16 protein-coding genes are annotated in these 17,865 nt (G+C 74.2%); 9 read left to right on the top strand and 7 right to left on the bottom strand.

The genetic code is table 11. The annotated features are described in order from the left end of the window. Positions 1 to 12 precede the first annotated feature (12 nt). Together brxL and GTY84_RS10540 are read left to right on the top strand one after the other, a co-directional pair. The gene (brxL, locus tag GTY84_RS10545; RefSeq protein WP_161225886.1) at positions 13 to 2,256 is read left to right on the top strand and encodes a BREX system Lon protease-like protein BrxL; all 2,244 of its coding nucleotides are present in this window, start codon (positions 13 to 15) and stop codon (positions 2,254 to 2,256) included. 796 nt (positions 2,257 to 3,052) lie between these two features. Further along, a complete protein-coding gene (locus GTY84_RS10540) occupies positions 3,053 to 4,297 on the top strand; it encodes a helix-turn-helix transcriptional regulator (RefSeq protein WP_202550290.1) in 1,245 nt (414 codons plus the stop codon). Positions 4,298 to 4,628: 331 nt separating this feature from the next. Here GTY84_RS10540 and GTY84_RS10535 read toward each other — a convergent pair whose 3' ends face one another. Both GTY84_RS10535 and valS read right to left on the bottom strand, forming a co-directional pair. Then, positions 4,629 to 5,447, bottom strand: a complete 819-nt coding sequence (locus tag GTY84_RS10535; protein WP_161225885.1) for an SAM-dependent methyltransferase — start codon at positions 5,445 to 5,447, stop codon at positions 4,629 to 4,631. Between the two features lie 357 nt (positions 5,448 to 5,804). Further along, positions 5,805 to 8,375: a valine--tRNA ligase gene (gene valS / locus GTY84_RS10530; RefSeq protein ID WP_345943388.1), complete on the bottom strand. Its 2,571-nt coding sequence runs from the start codon at positions 8,373 to 8,375 to the stop codon at positions 5,805 to 5,807. 477 nt (positions 8,376 to 8,852) lie between these two features. On the opposite strand from valS, the gene GTY84_RS10525 reads away from it, so the two are divergent. The 7 genes from GTY84_RS10525 (at position 8,853) to GTY84_RS10495 (ending at position 14,670) form a co-directional block, all read left to right on the top strand. Then, positions 8,853 to 10,325 carry an ATP-binding protein gene (locus GTY84_RS10525; RefSeq protein ID WP_161225884.1) on the top strand — a complete coding sequence of 491 codons (1,473 nt, stop codon included), beginning with the start codon at positions 8,853 to 8,855 and terminating at the stop codon, positions 10,323 to 10,325. Then, the gene (locus GTY84_RS10520; RefSeq protein WP_161225883.1) at positions 10,322 to 10,741 is read left to right on the top strand and encodes a roadblock/LC7 domain-containing protein; all 420 of its coding nucleotides are present in this window, start codon (positions 10,322 to 10,324) and stop codon (positions 10,739 to 10,741) included. The genes GTY84_RS10525 and GTY84_RS10520 overlap by 4 nt, the downstream gene beginning before the upstream one ends. Then, a complete protein-coding gene (locus GTY84_RS10515) occupies positions 10,738 to 11,097 on the top strand; it encodes a DUF742 domain-containing protein (RefSeq protein ID WP_161225882.1) in 360 nt (119 codons plus the stop codon). Before GTY84_RS10520 ends, GTY84_RS10515 begins: the two co-directional genes overlap by 4 nt. Positions 11,098 to 11,101: 4 nt before the next feature. Then, positions 11,102 to 11,713 carry an ATP/GTP-binding protein gene (locus GTY84_RS10510; RefSeq protein WP_237532163.1) on the top strand — a complete coding sequence of 204 codons (612 nt, stop codon included), beginning with the start codon at positions 11,102 to 11,104 and terminating at the stop codon, positions 11,711 to 11,713. Beyond that, complete coding sequence (locus GTY84_RS10505) at positions 11,710 to 12,948, top strand: cytochrome P450 (RefSeq protein WP_161225880.1); 1,239 nt, start codon at positions 11,710 to 11,712, stop codon at positions 12,946 to 12,948. Before GTY84_RS10510 ends, GTY84_RS10505 begins: the two co-directional genes overlap by 4 nt. Beyond that, a complete protein-coding gene (locus tag GTY84_RS10500; RefSeq protein ID WP_161225879.1) occupies positions 12,945 to 14,198 on the top strand; it encodes a cytochrome P450 in 1,254 nt (417 codons plus the stop codon). The genes GTY84_RS10505 and GTY84_RS10500 overlap by 4 nt, the downstream gene beginning before the upstream one ends. 208 nt (positions 14,199 to 14,406) lie before the next feature. Then, entirely contained in the window at positions 14,407 to 14,670 is a 264-nt protein-coding gene (locus tag GTY84_RS10495) for a chaplin (RefSeq protein ID WP_161225878.1), read from the top strand. 106 nt (positions 14,671 to 14,776) lie between these two features. Here the strand turns inward: GTY84_RS10495 and GTY84_RS10490 are convergent, their stop codons facing one another. The 5 genes from GTY84_RS10490 to chpG all read right to left on the bottom strand — a co-directional run bounded on the left by GTY84_RS10490 (position 14,777) and on the right by chpG (position 17,648). Next, positions 14,777 to 15,643 (bottom strand): tyrosinase family protein, encoded by an 867-nt coding sequence (locus GTY84_RS10490; protein WP_161225877.1) that lies wholly within the window; start codon positions 15,641 to 15,643, stop codon positions 14,777 to 14,779. After that, positions 15,627 to 16,175 carry a tyrosinase family oxidase copper chaperone gene (locus tag GTY84_RS10485; protein ID WP_161225876.1) on the bottom strand — a complete coding sequence of 183 codons (549 nt, stop codon included), beginning with the start codon at positions 16,173 to 16,175 and terminating at the stop codon, positions 15,627 to 15,629. Before GTY84_RS10485 ends, GTY84_RS10490 begins: the two co-directional genes overlap by 17 nt. Positions 16,176 to 16,323: 148 nt before the next feature. Then, positions 16,324 to 16,842, bottom strand: coding sequence for a hypothetical protein (locus GTY84_RS10480; RefSeq protein WP_161225875.1), 519 nt, complete (start codon positions 16,840 to 16,842; stop codon positions 16,324 to 16,326). Positions 16,843 to 16,882: 40 nt separating this feature from the next. After that, positions 16,883 to 17,164 (bottom strand): hypothetical protein, encoded by a 282-nt coding sequence (locus GTY84_RS10475; RefSeq protein WP_161225874.1) that lies wholly within the window; start codon positions 17,162 to 17,164, stop codon positions 16,883 to 16,885. A gap of 244 nt (positions 17,165 to 17,408) precedes the next feature. Then, a complete protein-coding gene (gene chpG, locus GTY84_RS10470; RefSeq protein WP_161225873.1) occupies positions 17,409 to 17,648 on the bottom strand; it encodes a chaplin ChpG in 240 nt (79 codons plus the stop codon). Between the last annotated feature and the right edge of the window lie 217 nt (positions 17,649 to 17,865).

Genomic DNA, 17,865 nt, shown 5'->3' with positions numbered 1-17,865 from the left:
GGGTGTGCGGAAGTGAGTGACGTGAGCGAGGCCGCTCCGGCCGGTCCGGCGGGTCCCGGCACGGCGGCGGCCCCGGAGGCCGCGGGCGGCGCCGGCGGCACGGACGGCGCCGCCCCGGTCAGGAGCGCCCTGGACCTGAAGGCCAACCGGCTCTTCGCGGGCGCCGTCGTGCGCAAGGACCTGGTCAAGGCCGTCAAGGGCAACGCCATCGTGCCGTCCTACGTGCTGGAGTACCTGCTCGGGCAGTACGCGGCCTCCGACGACGAGGCCACCATCCGGGCGGGCATCGACACGGTGCGCAGGATCCTGGCCGACCACTACGTGCACCGGAACCAGTCCGAGCTGGTGAAGTCCACCATCCGGGAGCGGGGCCGGCACCGGATCATCGACAGGGTCACGGTCACGCTCAACGAGAAGGACGACGTCTACGAGGCCGAGTTCGCCAACCTCGGCGTCAAGGGCGTGCCGGTGGAGCCCGCCACGGTCAAGGCCCATCCGAAGCTGCTGGTCGGCGGGGTGTGGTGCATCTGCGACATCGAGTACTTCCACAGCTCCGAGCTGCGGGCCGTGCCGTGGATCCTCGGGTCCCTCAAGCCCATCCAGCTGTCGAACTTCGACGTCGACGGCTATCTGGCGGCCCGGCGCGAGTTCACCACCGACGAGTGGATCGACCTGCTGGTGCAGTCCGTCGGGTTCGACCCCGCGCTGTTCGGGAAGCGGGCCAAGCTCCTCCAGCTCGCCCGGCTCGTCCCGTTCGCCGAGCGGAACTACAACCTCGTCGAACTGGGCCCCAAGGGGACCGGGAAGTCCCACGTCTTCTCGGAGTTCTCGCCGCACGGCATGCTGGTCTCCGGCGGCGAGGTCACCGTGCCGAAGCTGTTCGTCAACAACGCCAACGGGCGCCTGGGCCTGGTGGGTTACTGGGACGTCGTCGCGTTCGACGAGTTCGCGGGCCGGAGGAAGCGGGCCGACCGGGCGCTCGTGGACATCCTGAAGAACTACATGGCGAACAAGTCCTTCTCCCGGGGCGTGGAGACGCTGGGCGCCGAGGCGTCGATGGTGTTCGTCGGCAACACCTCGCACACCGTGCCGTACATGCTCAAGCACTCCGACCTGTTCGACGAACTGCCCGAGAGCTACCACGACTCCGCCTACCTGGACCGGCTGCACTGCTACCTCCCCGGGTGGGAGGTGGACACCATCCGCGGCGAGATGTTCTCGCGGGGGTACGGCTTCGTCGTCGACTACATCGCCGAGGTCCTCAAGTCGATGCGCTCCCAGGACTTCTCGGACCGCTACCTGCGCCACGGCCTCTCGCTCTCCCCGGACATCTCGACGCGCGACCGCGACGGGGTCCACAAGACGTTCTCCGGGATGATGAAGATCCTCCACCCGCACGGGGACGCCTCGCTCCGGGAGACCGAGGAGATCCTGCGGTTCGCGATCGAGGGCCGCAAGCGCGTCAAGGACCAGATCCTGCGGATCGACCCGACGATGCCCGGCGTCAGGTTCGGCTACCTGGACGGCGACGGGTCCTGGCACCCGGTGTCCACGCTGGAGGAGGACGAGTACCCGGCGTACTACCACTCCCGGCGGCGCGCCGGTTCCCACGGCGGCCCCGCGGACACCGGCGGTAGCGCCGACGGGGAGGCGGAGGGCACCGCCGGGGAGCCGGAGGCCACCGCCGGGCCGGAGGCCGCCGCCGCGGTGCCGCCCGCGCGGAACGGGAGCCCCGGCGAGCCCGCGCCGCACGGGGAGGCCCCGCTGTTCGAGGGGCACCGCGAGTTCCAGGAGAACCAGCGCGGCGTCTCGTTCGGCACGCTCCTCGTGCCGTATCTGCGCGGCGCCGGGCGGATCACCGTCACCGATCCCTACATCCGCCAGTTCCACCAGGCCCGCAACCTGATGGAACTGCTGGAGGGGATCGCCACCGCCAAGGACGCGGCCGACGAGGTGGAGGTCGCGCTCGTCACCTCGGAGAGCACCGGCGGCGAGGAGAAGGTCCGCAAGCAGCTCGAGTTCCTGCTCAAGGTGCGGGAGGGCGCGGCGGCGGCCGGCATCCGGCTGGAGGTCTCGTTCTCCGGGACCATCCACGACCGCTCGGTCGTCACCGACACGGGGTGGCGGATCCTGCTCGGCCGGGGCCTGGACATCTTCCAGTACATCACCGGCGACGCCTTCGACCTCGCCACGAGGCTCCAGGAGTACCGCCAGGTGCGGGCGTTCGGTGTGACGTACATCCGCGACGGCGGGTGACCGCGGGGCACCGCCGCCCCGGTCCGGGCATCCGGCGCGGGCGGCCGGGCCGACCGGCTCCGGACGGTCCGGCGGTGCGCGACCGCGCGTGGCCATATGCCTCCGGCAACCATGGCACATGACGTCCACATATGCCCACACGATGGGCGCGGACCGTCCGGACCACCCTCGCATACCGGCCAGAATGGGCGGCCCGGACGGACCGGACCCCGCCGGGCCGTCCCCGCGGCGCCCCCGGCCCACCTCCGGGGCCCCGCGAAAGGCCGTGCCGGAGCACCGGCGGGAGACCCCTCCCCCGGGTCCCGGCCACGCCTTCCACCCTCGCCCGGGACGACCCCGGAACCCCTCGGTCCGGCGGCGTTTCCGCAGCTCGGCCCGTGTGCGCCCGCCCACATCGGGGCCCCCGCCGCACCCCGTTGGCGGACGCTCCCGCCCACCCGCCCGGAACCGGCCGTACCCCCGCGCCCACCCTCCGCCGCGTACCCACCGTGCACGCCGCATCACCCCCGGTGGCAGAGGCCGCGGCGGGGGCGGCGGCACCCTCCGGGGGCGCCGCGACCGCGCGAATGCGCCATCCCGGCCGCCCGCGAGCGCCCCGGCCCCCGCCGGAGGACGCTACGTTGACCACCGCGACGCCCACCGCGCGCGACCGGCGGCACACGGCCGGGGCCGGCGGGCGGTCGGACACGCGTACCACCGGGGCATCCCCGCGACACACCCCGCGAGGCACGGCACCGCGCGCTACGGGCCCCGGGAGGTCACGCTCGGTGACGATTCCGGACACGAGGAGCGAACGTTGGTCAGGCAGACGACAGGCACCGCGGAGCCTGGCGACGGCGGAGGCGGGGGCGAGCGGCAGGGCCATCGGAGCGCGGTGCGCTACCTCCGGAACGAGATCGGCCCCTCGGCGCCCCGGATGCTGCTCGGCCGCACCCTGCGCGCCCGGCGCCTGGAGCACGGCCTGAAGCTGGAGGACGTGGCCCGCCACATGGGCTGCTCCGGTTCCAAGCTGAGCCGGATCGAGCGCGGCCACCACCTGTTCAAGGAGAAGGACCTGCTGCGACTGCTCTTCGTCTACGGGGTCGAGGAGGCGCGGGAGCGCGACCGGCTGCTCCGCCTGGCCGAACTCGCCAACCAGCCGACCTGGTGGGACAGGTGGTCGACGGTGGCCCCGCCGTACCTCCAGGCGGTGGTGAGCTTCGAGGACATGGCGACCCGCGTCAAGGCCAACGACTGCGTCCTGCTGTACGGGCTGCTGCAGACGCCCGCCTACGCCGAGGCCCTGATCCGGCGCGGCCCCGGCGGGGGCGGGGCGCAGGACGCGCTGCTGCGGCTGGGCCGGGCCCGCCGGGAGCGGTTCGCCGCGGCGCCGGGGAAGAACCTGATCTGCGTGGTCCACGAGTCGGCGCTGCTGAACCCGGTCGGCTCGCCGGAGATCATGGCCGGGCAGATGGAGCACCTGATCACCCTCTCGCGGCGGCGCGGCCACCAGGTGCGCGTGGCCGAACAGGGGCGCCACTACGACCTGCCGGTCGAGCTGGGCAGCACCCTGCTCTTCGACTTCGAGGGCCGGGTGCCCAAGGTCGCCTACGCGGAGAACCTGGACGGCGGGCTGTTCATCCAGGAGGAGGAGATGGTGGACCACCGGGAACGCGCCTTCGACCGGCTGCGCGCCCACGCGCTGGAACCGGAGGCGTCCCGGAGCCTGCTCCACGAACTGGCGGAGCGCTACCGTGCCGACGGCCGGTCCACGGGACGCGGCGGGGCCGTCGGCACGGCGGGAGCGGAGGGCGCGGGCGGCTCGGCGGACACGGCAGGCACGGCGAGCGCGGGCGGCACGGCGAGCGCGGAGGACGCGACGGGCGCGGGCGGCGCGGCAGGTTCGGAGCGCGCTGACTGCGCGGCGGGCGCGGAAGGCACCGGGGACCGGAGCGGCGCGGCGAGGGCGGCGGACACGGACGGCCAGGCGAGCGCGGCAGGCACGGCGAGCGTGGACGACTCGAAGGGCACTGACTGCGCGACAGGGCTCCGAGGACACTGACCGCACGGCGGGCCCGGGAGCTGAAGCGGCGCGGAGACCACGGCAGACGCGGACGGCACGGGCTGCACGGCTGGCGCGGAAGGCGCCGGGGCTGGAGCGGCGCGACGAGCGCGCGGGCGCGAGCACGGGCGGCGGCACACCGGTCCCCGGGGCCCGGACCGCCCGCCCGCCTGTCACACCTCCCGGCCCGCCCGTCATGGCCGCGCCCCCGGGTCGCCCCTGCCCGGCACGCCCTCCGGCCCACCCGGGCAGGGACATCGCCCCCGCGCCGGGGCCTCGGGCCCGGCCCCGTGCCCTCCCCCGGCGGCGCGGGCGACAGCCGAGGCGGCGGTCAGGGCTTGCGGGCGACACCCGCGTAGAGCGACGCCTGCCGGTCGCTGACCACCCCGGGCCCGCTGCCCGGCTCCGGAAACCACCGGTGGGCGGGGACCAGCCCGGGGCCGACCGGTTCGAGGCCGTCGAAGAAGGCGGCCACCTCCGCGTGCCCCCGCACCCGCAGCGGGGTGCCGTACCGCGCGCAGACCTCGGCGACGGCCCGCCACTCCCGGGGGGCGAAGTCCCCGGTGCAGTGGCTCAGGCTCAGGTACGACCCCGGCGGCAGCGGTTCCAGCAGCCGGGCGACGCTCTCGTGGGCCCGTCCGTCGGGGACGAGGTGCAGCAGTCCGTGCAGGATCAGGGCGACCGGGGAGCCGGGATCGAGGACGCCCAGCCCCGTCACCGCCTCCCAGAGCCCCGACGGATCGGTGGCATCGGCCCGGACCCGCTCCGTACGCCCCTCGGGGGTGCCGTGCAGCAGTTCGTCGGCGTAGACGATCACGAGCGGGTCGTTGTCCACATGGACGAACCGGCACTCGGGGGCGATCGCCTGCGCCTCGTCATGGAGGTGGGGCGCGTGGGGGAGGCCGGTGCCCACGTCGACGAACTGCCGGACGCCCAGGCGCACGAGACGCCTCACGGCCCGCAGCCCGAAGGCCCGGTTGACCTTGGCGGTGGTCTCGATGGGGTGGAACGCCCGCGTCAGCTCGTCGCCCGCGCGCCGGTCCACGGCGTAGTGCGTCGACCCGCCGAGGAGGTAGTCGTAGATCCGGGCGCCGTGGGGCCGGTCCTGTCCCAAATCGGTGTGCGCACCACTCTGTTCCGGCTCAGGCACGGGCTGCTCCCCGGCGGCCCCGGGCGCCGGACGCCGTCCGCGCCGGAACCGGGCGCCGGTGCGCCGCGTCCCCCCGCGGACCGGCCCGTTCACCGGCGAATGTCCCGGGCCGCCCGATGTGAATGACGGTGGATCAGAAGCGTACCGCCGGGCCCGGAGTCCGCCCGACGGCCCCACCGGCCCCACCGCCCCCGCGCGCCCCGCCACCGACGCCACCGGCGCCACCCCGCGGCCCCGGACCGCCGTTCCCCGTCCGCCCGGTGCGTCCCCCGCCCCCCGCCACGGCCGAGGGCCCCGACCGCGGCGCGGAGGGGGCCCTCGGGGGCGTTCGGGGCGGCGGTCACCGCCGCGCGGGCGTCACGCCAGCTCGACCTCGACGGTCAGCTCGGCGTCCTCGTCCGCCACGAACTCGAACTCCCGCACCGCGCCGGCGGCCCGGACGTCCGCGCTCACCAGCCGGACGTCATCCAGCACCGCGGCCGGGGCCCGCAGGACGACCCGGGCGGCCTCGGCGCGCATGGACACCTTCGCCGTGGACTTCGCCTTGCGGATGACCGTGATCACGGAGGAGGCGACCTCGGTCAGCTCCGGGCGGCCCTCGGCGGCGGCCCCGGCCAGCTCCTCCACCACCGGCCAGGCGGCCCGGTGCACGGTGGAGTCATGGGTCCAGGACCAGGTCTCCTCGGTGGTGTAGGGCAGCACCGGGGCGAGCATCCGGGTCACCACGTCCAGGGCGAGCCGCAGCGTGGCCCGCGCCGACTCGGCGCCCTCCTGGGACTCCTTGCCGTAGGCGCGCTCCTTGACCAGCTCGACGTAGTAGTCGCAGAAGAACCAGAAGAACCGCTCGATGCTGTCCAGCGCCGACGTGTAGTCGAAGCCCTCCAGCGCCTCCGTGGCCTCCCGCACCGTGCCCGCGAGCCGCGCCGCCAGGGCCCGGTCGAACGGGTCCGTCGTCCGGGCGCCCTCGCCCGGCGCGGGCAGGGACAGCACGAACTTGCTCGCGTTCAGCAGCTTCATGGCCAGCCTGCGGCCGATCTTCATCTGCTGGGGGTCGAAGGCGGTGTCCGTGCCCGGACGGCCGCTCGCCGCCCAGTAGCGGACCGCGTCCGCGCCGTACTCCTCCAGGAGGTGGCCCGGGGTGACGACGTTCCCCTGCGACTTGGACATCTTCTTGCGGTCCGGGTCGAGGATCCAGCCGGAGAGCGCCGTGTGCTTCCAGGGCAGGACGCCGGACTCCAGCTGGGACCGGACGACCGTGGTGAACAGCCAGGTCCGGATGATGTCGTGGGCCTGGGGGCGCAGGTCCATCGGGTAGACCTGGGCGAACAGCTCCGGGTCGGAGAGCCAGCCGCCCGCGAGCTGCGGGCTGAGCGAGGAGGTGGCCCAGGTGTCCATGACGTCCGGCTCGCCCATGAAGCCGTGGGGCACGCCGCGCTGCTCCTCGGTGTACCCGGGCGGGCACTCGCTGGAGGGGTCGACCGGCAGCGTCGACTCGTCCGGGACGATCGGCGCGTCGTAGTCCGGCTGACCGGCCTCGTCCAGCCGGTACCACATCGGGAAGGGGACGCCGAAGAAGCGCTGGCGGCTGATCAGCCAGTCGATGTTCAGGCCCTTGACCCAGTCGTTGTACCGCGACTGCATGTGCCGGGGGTGCCACTGGAGTTCCTCGCCCCGGGCGAGCAGCTCGTCGCGGTGCTCGACGGTGCGGATGAACCACTGCCGGCTGCTGACGATCTCCAGGGGCTTGTCGCCCTTCTCGAAGAACTTCACCGGACGGGTGGTCGGCCGGGGGTCGCCGACAAGGCTGCCGGACTCGCGCAGCTCGGCCACCAGCAGTTCCCGGGCGGTGTGCACGGTCTTGCCGACGACGGTGTCGTAGATCTCCTGGGCGCGCGCGGCGTCCTCGCACGGCAGCTCGGTGAAGTCGACCGGCAGCAGCCGTCCGTTGCGGCCGATCACGGTGCGCGTGGGCAGCTTGAACTCGCGCCACCACAGCACGTCGTTCATGTCGCCGAAGGTGCAGATCATGGCGATGCCGCTGCCCTTCTCGGGGTCCGCGGCGTGGTGGGCGACCACCGGGACGCGGACGCCGAACAGCGGGGAGGAGACCTCCTGGCCGAAGAGCGGCCGGTAGCGCTCGTCGTCCGGGTGGGCGACCAGGGCGACGCAGGCGGGCAGCAGCTCGGGGCGGGTCGTCTCGATGAAGACGTCCTCGTCGCCGTGCTTGAAGGCCAGGCGGTGGTAGGCGCCCGCGACCTCCTTCTCGACGACCTCGGCGTTGGCGACCGCGGTCTGGAAGGAGACGTCCCACATGGTCGGCGCCTCGGACTGGTACGCCTCACCGCGGCCGAGCAGCCGCAGGAAGGCGGCCTGGGAGACCTTCTGGGCCTCCTTGCCGATGGTGGTGTAGGTCATCGACCAGTCGACGGAGAGGCCCAGCTTGCGCCACAGCTCCTCGAAGACCTGCTCGTCCTCGGCGGTGAGCCGCTCGCACAGCTCGACGAAGTTCTGCCGGGAGATGCTGACGGCCGGCGCCTTCTTGTCCTTGCCGGTGCGCTCCGCGACGGGGACCGGCGGCACGAAGGCGGCGTCGTAGGGCAGCGAGGGGTCGCAGCGCACGCCGTAGTAGTTCTGCACCCGGCGCTCGGTCGGCAGGCCGTTGTCGTCCCAGCCCATCGGGTAGAAGACGTGCTTGCCGCGCATCCGCTGGTAGCGGGCGACGATGTCGGTGTGGGTGTAGCTGAACACGTGCCCGACGTGCAGCGATCCGCTCACCGTGGGGGGCGGGGTGTCGATGGAGAAGACCGTGTCGCGGGTGCCCGGCCGGTCGAAGCGGTATACGTCGGCCTCGCTCCAGAACTGGGACCACTTGGTCTCCAGTCCGTCGAGCAGTGGCTTCTCCGGCAGCGGAGACCCATAGCGCGTCACTCCGACACACCCTTCCCAGTCAGTTCTACTTCCAGAGGCCGGCTGGGCGACCGACGCCGTCGGCCGGTATTCGCCTCATGCGCAGATGATCAGTGATCCCGAGATGCAACACGACCCCGCGCCCAGTGTAGACGGCCCGGCCCCGGCCGGGCCCGGCGCGGCGGCCCGCGGCGCGACGCCCCGCACAGCCGTACGAGGCCCCGCGCGCGCCGCCCCGGACCACACCCCGGGCGGCATCCCGCCGGCGCACCGGACGGCGCGGCCCGCGGGGGCCGTGCCCGGGAAAGCGGTACCGCGACCACCGGATATCGGTGTGTGTGACCCGTCACACAGAAGACACCGTGACAGCAAAGTCGTGGTTCGGACAAAACAAAAAGGATCTCCGGCCAAAACTGCGGACAAGTGGCTGATTGCAGTGTGTACTTGGCGCGTCCACATCGCGTGGGCATTCCCCTGCCCCTTCCGAGGTCCTTTTCCATGATCGAGATACCGGAGCTGGCCGCAGCCGGCCTGGCCGCCGGGACACTGACCGCCTTCGCACTCGGCGGCGGACTGCTGAGCGCGCGGCGGGGACGAGCCCGCCAGAACGCCGAGATCGAGGCGGTGCGCGAGCGACTCGACGCCGCACAGACCCAACTGGTCCGGGCACAGGCCGCGTTCTCCGCGGAGCTCGACCACCTCGCCGCCCACCGGATGCCCGCCGAGGCCTCCCGCCTGGCCCACCCCCACGTCCCCGTGCCGGGGCCGCTCGGCCCGGTCGGCGCCGGGACCGAGCCCGTGCTGGCGGAGCTGCGCCGGGCCGTCCTCCAGGAGCGCAAGCGGGTCGACGCCGCCGCCCGCTCCGGGATGCGCGGCACCACCCGCGAGATCCAGGCCGGCCTCTACCGCCTCCAGGACGTGCTGCACGGGCTCCAGCTCCGCTACGACGACCCGGAGCTGGCGCAGACCCTCTACGCCCTCGACCACGAGAACGAGCAGTCGCTGCGCCGCGCCCAGGTGGCGGCCGTGATCTGCGGAGCGTGGGTCGGGCTGGCCCGCGAGGAGTCGCACCTCGTCGACGCCGTCACCGGCGGCCAGGCCCGGCTCGTCGGCTACCACCGGGTGCGGGTGCAGAACCACCTCGAACCCGGCACCGCGCTGGTCTCGCACGCCGTGGAACCGGTCGCCATCATCATGGCCGAGCTGCTCGACAACGCCCTGCGCCACTCCTCGCCCGAGACCGCCGTCGTCGTCAACCTCGAACGCGCCCACCACGGTGTCACCGTCACCGTGGACGACGCGGGCGTCGGCATGGCCCCCGACGAGCGCCGCACCGCCCAGGGGCTGGTGGCCGGGACCGAGCCGATCATGCTGTCCGACCTCGGCGACCCGCCCCGGATGGGCCTCGCCGCCATCGGCCAGCTCACCCGGCAGTTCGACCTCTCCGTGGACCTGTCGACGCCCTCCCCCTACGGCGGCGTCCGCGCCGTCCTGCTGATCAAGACACATCTGCTGTCGTACATCGACCCCCTGCTCCACCCGCCCTCCGCCAGCGCCGCCCCCTCCACCCGGCAGTACCGGACGGAGGAGCACGAGGGGCCCGAGGGGCACCCGGACGCCTTCGCCGACCGGCGTCCCACCCGGGAGGAGGCCGCGCGGGGCGCCGCTCTCGAAACCCCGCTCCCGCAGCCGCCCGCTCCCGCGGACCCCCCGCCGCCGCCCGCACCGGCCGCCGCCCCCGACGCCGGGCCCGGGGCCACCCCCCGGCCCGCACCCGGCGGCTACCCCGACGGCGACCTGCTCCCGCAGCGCCGCCGCCGGGCCCGGACCGCCGCGGCCGCCGACCGGGCGGCACCGCCGAGGTCCCCCGTCCGTACCCCCGAGGAATCCGCCGCCGCGCTCGGCGCACTCCAGTCCGCCACCAACGCGGCCCGAGAGGCCGCCGCCACCGAAGGGAGCGACCCGCTATGAACAGCCGCGAGACCGGCGACACCGCCTGGGTTCTCGACCCGATCCTGGAGATCCCGCACGTACGGGCCGCCGTGCTGCTCACCAGGGACGGTCTGGTCTCCGGATACTCCGCTGCGCTCGCCCAGGAGTCCGCCGAGCGGGTCGCCGCGATCACCTCGACCGTGCAGGGCGCCTGCCGCACCGCCGCCGCGGCCTTCGCGGACGCCCCCGGCGCGCTGCTGCGCCAGGTCGTCATCGAGTCCGACCACGGCTACATCCTGGTGGCGCCCACCGACCACGGCACCTGCGTCGCCGCCTACGGCGGTCCCGAGGTGCGGCTGGACCTGCTCGGCCACCGGGTCCACTCCCAGGTCGCCCGGCTCGGCCAGAAGGCCATGGCCGCCGCGCCCCGCGGGGCCGACGGCCACCCGGCATGACCGGCCGCCGCACCAGCCGCCCGCTCGTCCCCGCGTACCTCTCGACCGGGGGCGTCGCCCGGCCCAGCCGCAACAGCCTGGAGCGGCTGTCCGTCCTGACCGGCACCGGGGGCCCCGCCCCGGCCGGCCTGCCCGCGGCACAGCACGCCCTGCTCGGCGCGCTGGAGGGCGGCTCGCTGACCGTGGTGGAGGCGGCGGCCCTGCTGCGGCTGCCGGTCTCCGCGCTGCGAGTGCTCGCCGCCGCCCTGACCGACCAGGGACTGGTGAGCGCCCGCCCGCCCGTCCCGCTCGCCGCCCTGCCCGACCGTGACCTCTTGGAGAGAGTGGCCGATGGCCTCCGCGCCCTCAAGCTCTGACCGGATGTACAGCGCGTCCGCCCCGCCCCCGACCGCATCGGAGCTGCATCTCCCGGAGACCGCGCGGGAGCTGGTGAAGATCCTGGTCACCGGGCCGTTCGGGGTGGGCAAGACCACCCTGATCGACGCGGTGTCCGAGATCCGCCCCCTGCACACCGAGGAGCACCTGACCCAGGCGTCCGTGGCCGTCGACGACCTGGCCGGCGTCCGGGACAAGACCACGACCACCGTCGCCATCGACTTCGGCCGGGCGTCGCTGGGCGACTCGGTCGTCCTCTACCTGTTCGGCACCCCCGGGCAGGAACGGTTCCGCCCGCTGTGGGACGACATCGCCTACGGGGCACTCGGCGCGCTGGTCCTCGTCGACACCCGGCGCATCGACGAGTCCTTCGACGTCCTCGGCCTCGTCGAGGAGAGCGGGGTGCCCTACGCCGTCGCGCTCAACACCTTCCCCGACTCCCCCCGCTACACGGAGGAGCAGCTCCGCCGCTCCCTCGACCTGGAGCCGGACACCCCGCTCGTGGTCTGCGACGCCCGGGACACCAACTCGTCCCTCGACGCGCTGATCTCCCTCGTCCAGCATCTCATCGACCGCATGTCCGCGGAGGTACGGTGACCACCCACCCAGCCCGTTCCGACGCCTTCGCCCAGGGCACGCCGGTGCGCCTGTGGGAGGACGGCTTCGCCCTCGACCCCCACGCCTACTACGCCGCCCTGCGCGCCCAGGGGCCCATCGGCTGGGCCGAGCTGGCCCCCGGGCAGTCGGCGTACGTGGTCACCGACCGGCGGGCCGCGCTGGACCTGCTGCACGACACCGGGTCCTTCTCCGTGGACCCCCGCCCCTGGGAGCGGACCGTCCCGGAGGACTCCCAGCTCCTGTCCATGATGCGCTGGCGGCCCAACTGCCTGTTCGCGGACGGCGGGGAGCACATCCGCTACCGGCAGACCCTGCTGGACGCCTTCGACCTCGTCGAGCCGCACGACCTGCGGGAGCGGGTGCACCGCTCGGTGGACATCCTGGTCTCCCGCTTCGGGCCGGACGGCGAGGCCGACCTCGTCCGCCAGTTCGCGCGCCCGCTGATGACGCTGGTCCTCAACAACCTCTTCGGCCTGCCGGACAGCGAGTCCGGCCGCCTGGAGGCGGCCCTGGGCCTGATGATGGAGGGCGGCGAGGAGTCCGCCGCGGGCGAGGCCGAGTACGGCAAGTACGTCATGGAGCTGATCGCGGTCAAGTCCGCGCGGCGCGGCGACGACCTGCCGAGCCGGCTGCTGGACCACCCGCTGCGGCTCACCCCGGAGGAGGTCACCTGGCAGGTGTTCCTCACCCTGGGCGCGGGCCACGAGCCCACCGCCAACCTGATCTCCAACGCCCTCTCCCGCATCCTCGGCAACCCCGCCTACTACTCGACGCTCACCTCGGGCGCGCGGCCGGTCATGGACGCGGTCATGGAGGTGCTGCGCTACGAGACGCCGCTCTCCAACTACGGGGTGCACTTCGCCCGGCGGTCGATGAGCTTCCACGGGATGTGGCTCCAGGCGGCGGTGCCGATCATCATCTCCTTCGGCGCGATGGGGCACTTCTCGGAGCGGGACCACGCGGGCACGCACCACCCGCACGACGCCTCGCACCTGTCCTGGGGCGCCGGTCCCCACTCCTGCCCGGTCAAGCAGCCCGCCCTGCTGATCGCCACGGAGGCGGTCGAGCGCCTCACCCAGTGGCTCCCGGACCTGCGGCCCACCGTCGCCCGCGAGCGCCTCCAGTGGCGTCCAGGCCCCTTCCACCGCTCCCTGACGGCACTGCCCGTCCGCTTCACCGCCCGTGTTCCCGACCAGGCAGGAGATCGTGCATGACCGTGTCCGACCCCACCCGCGTCGTCATCGATCCGTTCGGCTCCGACATCGTTGCCGAGAGCGCGAGGCTGCGCTCCCTGGGCCCGGTGGTGCCCGTGGAGCTGCCGGGCGGCATCCCCGCCTGGGCCCCCACCGGGCACGACGTGCTGAAGGAGCTGATCCTCGACCCCCGGGTGAGCAAGGACCCGCGCCGGCACTGGTCGCTGTTCCCGCGCGTCCCGGAGAACCCGGAGTGGGTGTGGATCCTCGGCTGGGTGGGCGTCGTCAACATGCTCAGCGCCTACGGGGGCGACCACACCCGGCTGCGCCGGCTGGTCGCCCCCAGCTTCACCGCCCGGCGCACCGAGGCCATGCGGGGCCGGGTCGAGGCCATCGCGGAGGAGCTGCTGGGCGCACTGGGGACCGCCGGGGCGGACGGCTCGGTGGTGGACCTGCGGGCCGCCCTCGCCCATCCGCTGCCGATGCGGATGATCTGCGACCTGTTCGGGGTGCCGGACCATCTCGTCGACGCCACCGGGCGGCTGATCGCCGCGCTGATGGACACCTCGGACCCGAGCCCCGAGCACGGCGCCCTCGTCCAGGAGCAGACGGCCGCCGTCCTCGGCGCCCTGATCGCCCACAAGGCCGGGCACCCCGGCGACGACATGACCACCGAGCTGCTCCGGGTCCGCGACGAGGACGGCGGCCGGCTCAGCGACGAGGAACTCCTCTACACGCTGCTGCTGGTCATCGGCGCCGGGTTCGAGACCACCGTCAACCTCATCGGCAACGGCGTCGTCGCCCTGCTGGAGCGGCCCGGACAGCTCGCCGCCGTGCGGGCGGGCGAGATCTCCTGGGAGCAGGTGATCGAGGAGACGCTGCGGTCCCGTCCGTCCATCGCGAACCTGCCGCTGCGCTACGCCGTCACCGACATCACCGTGGCGGGCGTCACCATCCCGGCGGGCGACGCGATCCTGACCACGTACGCCGCCGCGGGCAGCGACCCGGCGCGCTACGGCCCGGACGCGGCGGAGTTCGACGCCGCGCGGGGCGCGGAGGACCACCTGTCGTTCGGGATCGGGGTGCACCGCTGCATCGGCGCGCCGCTGGCCCGGATGGAGGCGATGGCGGCGCTGCCCGCGCTCTTCGACCGCTTCCCGGACATCGCGCCCGCGTACGGGCCGGACGGGCTGCGGCAGGTGCCGTCGTTCATCGCCTACGGCTGGCAGGAGATCCCCGTCCGGCTGACCCGCCCGGCCGGGGACGCCTGACCGCCCCCGCCGGTCCGCGCGCGGTCCGGGGCACGGTCCGGCCCGGTGCCGGGCGCGCGGACCGGCGCGCGGTCCCCGGCCGCCCCCGCGCCCAAAAAGGGTGATCCACGCATTCCCTCCCGTGACCCCGCCCGCTCCCCCGCGTTGAACCCGGCAGTGCGGTGGCACGTCCTGCCGCCGCGCTCCCCCGAGTCAGAAGGAGAACGTGATGTCTCGCATCGCGAAGGCTGCCGGTGTCGCCCTGGGCGCCGGTGCCGTGGTGCTCAGCGGCACCGGCCTGGCCATGGCGGACGCGGGCGCGGAGGGCGCGGCCGTCGGCTCGCCCGGTGTGCTGTCGGGCAACGTCGTCCAGGTCCCGGTGAACATCCCGGTCAACCTGTGCGGCAACACCATCGACGTGATCGGTGTGCTGAACCCGGCCTTCGGCAACACCTGCGTCAACAGCGGTGGCCACGGCGGCTACGGCGGCTGAATCCGCTCCGGGCACACCGAGGGGCCCCGGCGTCACGACGATGACGCCGGGGCCCCTCGCCGCGGGTCCGGCCCGCCGCCGGACACCGGGGGCCGGGCGGGGCGGCTCAGGCGTACCGGTAGATGCCGCCGACGTCGTCCAGCTGGTCCGGGGTCACGTTCCACGGCGGCAGCTTCTCGTGCCGGGCGACGATCCGGCCGCGCTGGGCGCTGCCCTGGGCGGGCTGTGCGGCGGGCAGGTAGCGGTGGCTGCTGTGCCGTGCCTGCCAGCGGGTCCACTGGAGGTCCACGAAGGCGTGGTGCAGCCAGAACACCGGGTCGTTGACGGAGGCGCCGCCCACCATGGCGCCGCCGACCCAGCGGTGGACGCGGTTGTGGTTGCGCCAGGAGACGCTGCCGCTGCCGCTGCCCCAGCCCTCCAGCTTGTTGCGGAAGCCGGTGCGGACGGTGGAGTCCCAGGGCGAGGTGTCGTAGACCGGGTCGTCGAGGGCCCAGGTGACGTCGCTCCTCGTCGGCAGGGCGAGCGGGTCGGCGGGGCGGCCGAGGTTCCGGGTGAGGAAGGAGGTGCTCACCACGTTGACCCTGATCGGCCAGTTGCCCGTGGCGTGCGCGAACGGCCCGGTGGTGACCCGGTGGTCGGAGCGCCGGCCGGTGCCGCCGAGGAGGTCGTCCGTCCAGGGCGCGCCGGTGGTGGAGCGGTCCTTGGTCCAGTCCCAGTAGGGCACGGTCACCGAGGAGTCGACGCGGCGCAGCGCGTTCTCCAGGTCCAGCAGGAAGCGGCGGTGCCAGGGCAGGAAGGACGGCGCCATGTGGGCGGTGCGCAGCTTCTTCTCGCCGTCGGAGACGTAGTAGTCGATGTGCAGCCGGACGAACTCGTCGTACTCGCCGCTCCGTTTGAGCGCGAGGAGCGCGTCGACGAAGCGGCGCTTCTCGGTCCGGGTGAGCGTGCTGACGTCCTTACGCGTGTACGCCACGGTGTCCCCCCAGGTGGGTGCGGCCGCCGTCGGACGGCTCCTCGTTCAGCCGGGCGCCCGGCCCCATCTCGTCGACGGCGGCGCGGGCGGCGTCGAGCGGGGTCGGGTACGACTGGTAGTGGTCGATCATGCTGAGCCAGGTGCCGTCGGCCCGGCGCATCAGGTGCAGGGGGCGGCCGTCCACGGTGACGTGCCAGGTGTCGCCCTCGGCCGAGCGGTCGACGGCGGTGCGGACGCCGCGGATGCGGTGGCCCCGGTAGGTCTCGTCGAACACGGCGCCGGTCAGGGGCCGGGTGGCGGTGCGTCCGCCGGACGGCGGTTCGGCACCCGGCAGCGGGGGCGCGGGGCGGGCGGCACCGGCGGGGGCGGAGGCCGCGATCAGCGGGGCCACGGACAGGGCGAGGGCGGGGGCGAGCAGTCCCCGCATCATCTCCCGCCTGGTGCCGCGGAAGGGTCCGCCTCTCGCCGGGCCGTCCGGTTCCCGGCCGGTGCCGTCCGCCGGGTCCGCCGCTGTGCCGGTGGTGTTGGCCATGGCTCGCTCCTCGTTCTCGTTCGGTGCGCTGGTCCGCGCTCGGTAGCGGTAACCGGGCGACGGGCCCTGCGGTCACTCCCCGCAGGGCCACACGGAGCACCGGCCGGCCGGACGTCCGGCCGCCGCGCCGGGAACGGGCGACGGCCTCCTACAGGCCCGGTCCGACTCCGAGACCGGCCGAGGGGACCGTTTCGACGACGGGCGCGAGTACACCCGCGCGGGGGAGGCCGAGGGACGGGAGCCCGCCGTCGGCCGCGGGGGCGCGCAGCGGGGTGTCCAGGGCCAGGCCGGGCGTCAGGGTGCGCAGCCCGGCGGCGGGGGCGTCGAGGGCGGCGTGGTCGAAGCCCTCGCCGAGCAGGTGCGGCAGGGGCTGGCGGACGTCGAGGCCGGGCAGCCCCCCGGTCACCGGCAGTTGGGGCAGGGTCCGGTCGGGCAGCAGGCGGCCCTCGGTGTACCGGGGGCCCTCGGGGGCGCCGGCCGTGGGCACGGGCAGTTCGCCCGCGATCTCGGGCAGTTCCGTGCCGAGGGCGGTCTCGGCGCCGCCGAGCGGCACCGGCACCGGGACCGCCGCGGCGGCCGCGGCGGGGGTGGCGGTGGCGGTGGCGCCGAGGGCGGCGGCCAGACCGGCGACGGCGGCGGCGAGGGCGCCTCTGGTGGTCCGCTTCATGGCGGGCGCGGCTCCTTTCGGGAGTGCGGGACGGGGCGGGTCAGCCGCCGAGCGGGAGGCCGCCGAGCAGGCCGGTGCCGGTGTTGAGCTTCCGGGTCGCGCCGTTCACGGTGTGCAGCACGGAGTCCTTGTTCTCGGTGTCGAGCGCGTCCGACTGGTGCTTGAGCGGCATCACGTCGATGGGGCCCTTGGTGAGGGAGTTGACCGCGCCGTTGAGGCTGGTGGGCGTGAGGTCGGCGGTGTTCTGGGCGAACGCGGGCGCGGCGGCGCCCGCGAGGGCCAGGGACCCGGCAACGACAGCGGCAGCCTTCAGGGACTTCATCGTGTTCCTTTCGTCGGCGACGGGGGTCGCCGGTGGACGTGCTGGCGCCGTGCCCAACGAGCGCGGAGGGGGCGGGGAAACCACGCCCGGCGCAAGACATATGAGATCCCCGGCACACTCCCGGCCGGTCCCGCGCCCCGGGGAGGGCGGAACCGGCCGGAAGCGTGCCGGGGAGGACGGAACCGGCCGCCCGCCCGCGCGGGAACCGCGCGGCGGACGGCCGGCCCGGGTGCCGGAACCGGCGTCAGTCGTTCACGCACCCGTTGCCGAACGCGGGGTTCAGCAGGCCGATGATGTCGATGGTGTTGCCGCAGACGTTGACCGGGACGTGGACCGGGATCTGCAGCACGTTGCCGGACAGGACGCCCGGGGAGTGGGCGGCGACGGCCTGCGCGCCACTGTCGGCAGCGGCGACACCGGCGGTGCCCGCCACCGCGGCGGCGGCGACGGAGGTCAGGGCCAGGCCCTTCGCGATACGCGACATGGAGAGGTGCTCCTTGGGGGTTGCTCGTCAGACATCCGGGCGGGGATGCCCGGCGCAGTGTCAACGCCCCGCGCTCCCGGGGGTTGTGCCGCCAAAGGGGTGATCTCCCCGGGGGCCGCCCTTCACCGTTCCAACACGGATACCCGATTTCACCGTTTTAGTACTGATTGCGGTTAGAGTCCCAGCGTCCGAGGCACCCCGCGCCCTCCGCGGGACT

The sequence above is a fragment of the Streptomyces sp. SID8352 genome (assembly GCF_009862265.1).
In the GTDB taxonomy this organism is placed as follows: domain Bacteria; phylum Actinomycetota; class Actinomycetes; order Streptomycetales; family Streptomycetaceae; genus Streptomyces.
The sequence above is the reverse complement of the archived record's forward strand: the minus strand, read 5'-3'. Positions and strand labels throughout refer to the sequence as shown.

What these genes read in the sequence shown, in the direction of transcription:
- GTY84_RS10525 (WP_161225884.1), top strand. Translation starts at nt 8,853, where the DNA reads ATGATCGAGATACCGGAGCTGGCCGCAGCCGGCCTGGCCGCCGGGACA.
- GTY84_RS10520 (WP_161225883.1), top strand. Translation starts at nt 10,322, where the DNA reads ATGAACAGCCGCGAGACCGGCGACACCGCCTGGGTTCTCGACCCGATC.
- GTY84_RS10515 (WP_161225882.1), top strand. Translation starts at nt 10,738, where the DNA reads ATGACCGGCCGCCGCACCAGCCGCCCGCTCGTCCCCGCGTACCTCTCG.
- GTY84_RS10510 (WP_237532163.1), top strand. Translation starts at nt 11,102, where the DNA reads ATGTACAGCGCGTCCGCCCCGCCCCCGACCGCATCGGAGCTGCATCTC.
- GTY84_RS10500 (WP_161225879.1), top strand. Translation starts at nt 12,945, where the DNA reads ATGACCGTGTCCGACCCCACCCGCGTCGTCATCGATCCGTTCGGCTCC.
- GTY84_RS10495 (WP_161225878.1), top strand. Translation starts at nt 14,407, where the DNA reads ATGTCTCGCATCGCGAAGGCTGCCGGTGTCGCCCTGGGCGCCGGTGCC.
- GTY84_RS10485 (WP_161225876.1), bottom strand. Translation starts at nt 16,175, where the DNA reads ATGGCCAACACCACCGGCACAGCGGCGGACCCGGCGGACGGCACCGGC.
- GTY84_RS10480 (WP_161225875.1), bottom strand. Translation starts at nt 16,842, where the DNA reads ATGAAGCGGACCACCAGAGGCGCCCTCGCCGCCGCCGTCGCCGGTCTG.
- GTY84_RS10475 (WP_161225874.1), bottom strand. Translation starts at nt 17,164, where the DNA reads ATGAAGTCCCTGAAGGCTGCCGCTGTCGTTGCCGGGTCCCTGGCCCTC.
- chpG (WP_161225873.1), bottom strand. Translation starts at nt 17,648, where the DNA reads ATGTCGCGTATCGCGAAGGGCCTGGCCCTGACCTCCGTCGCCGCCGCC.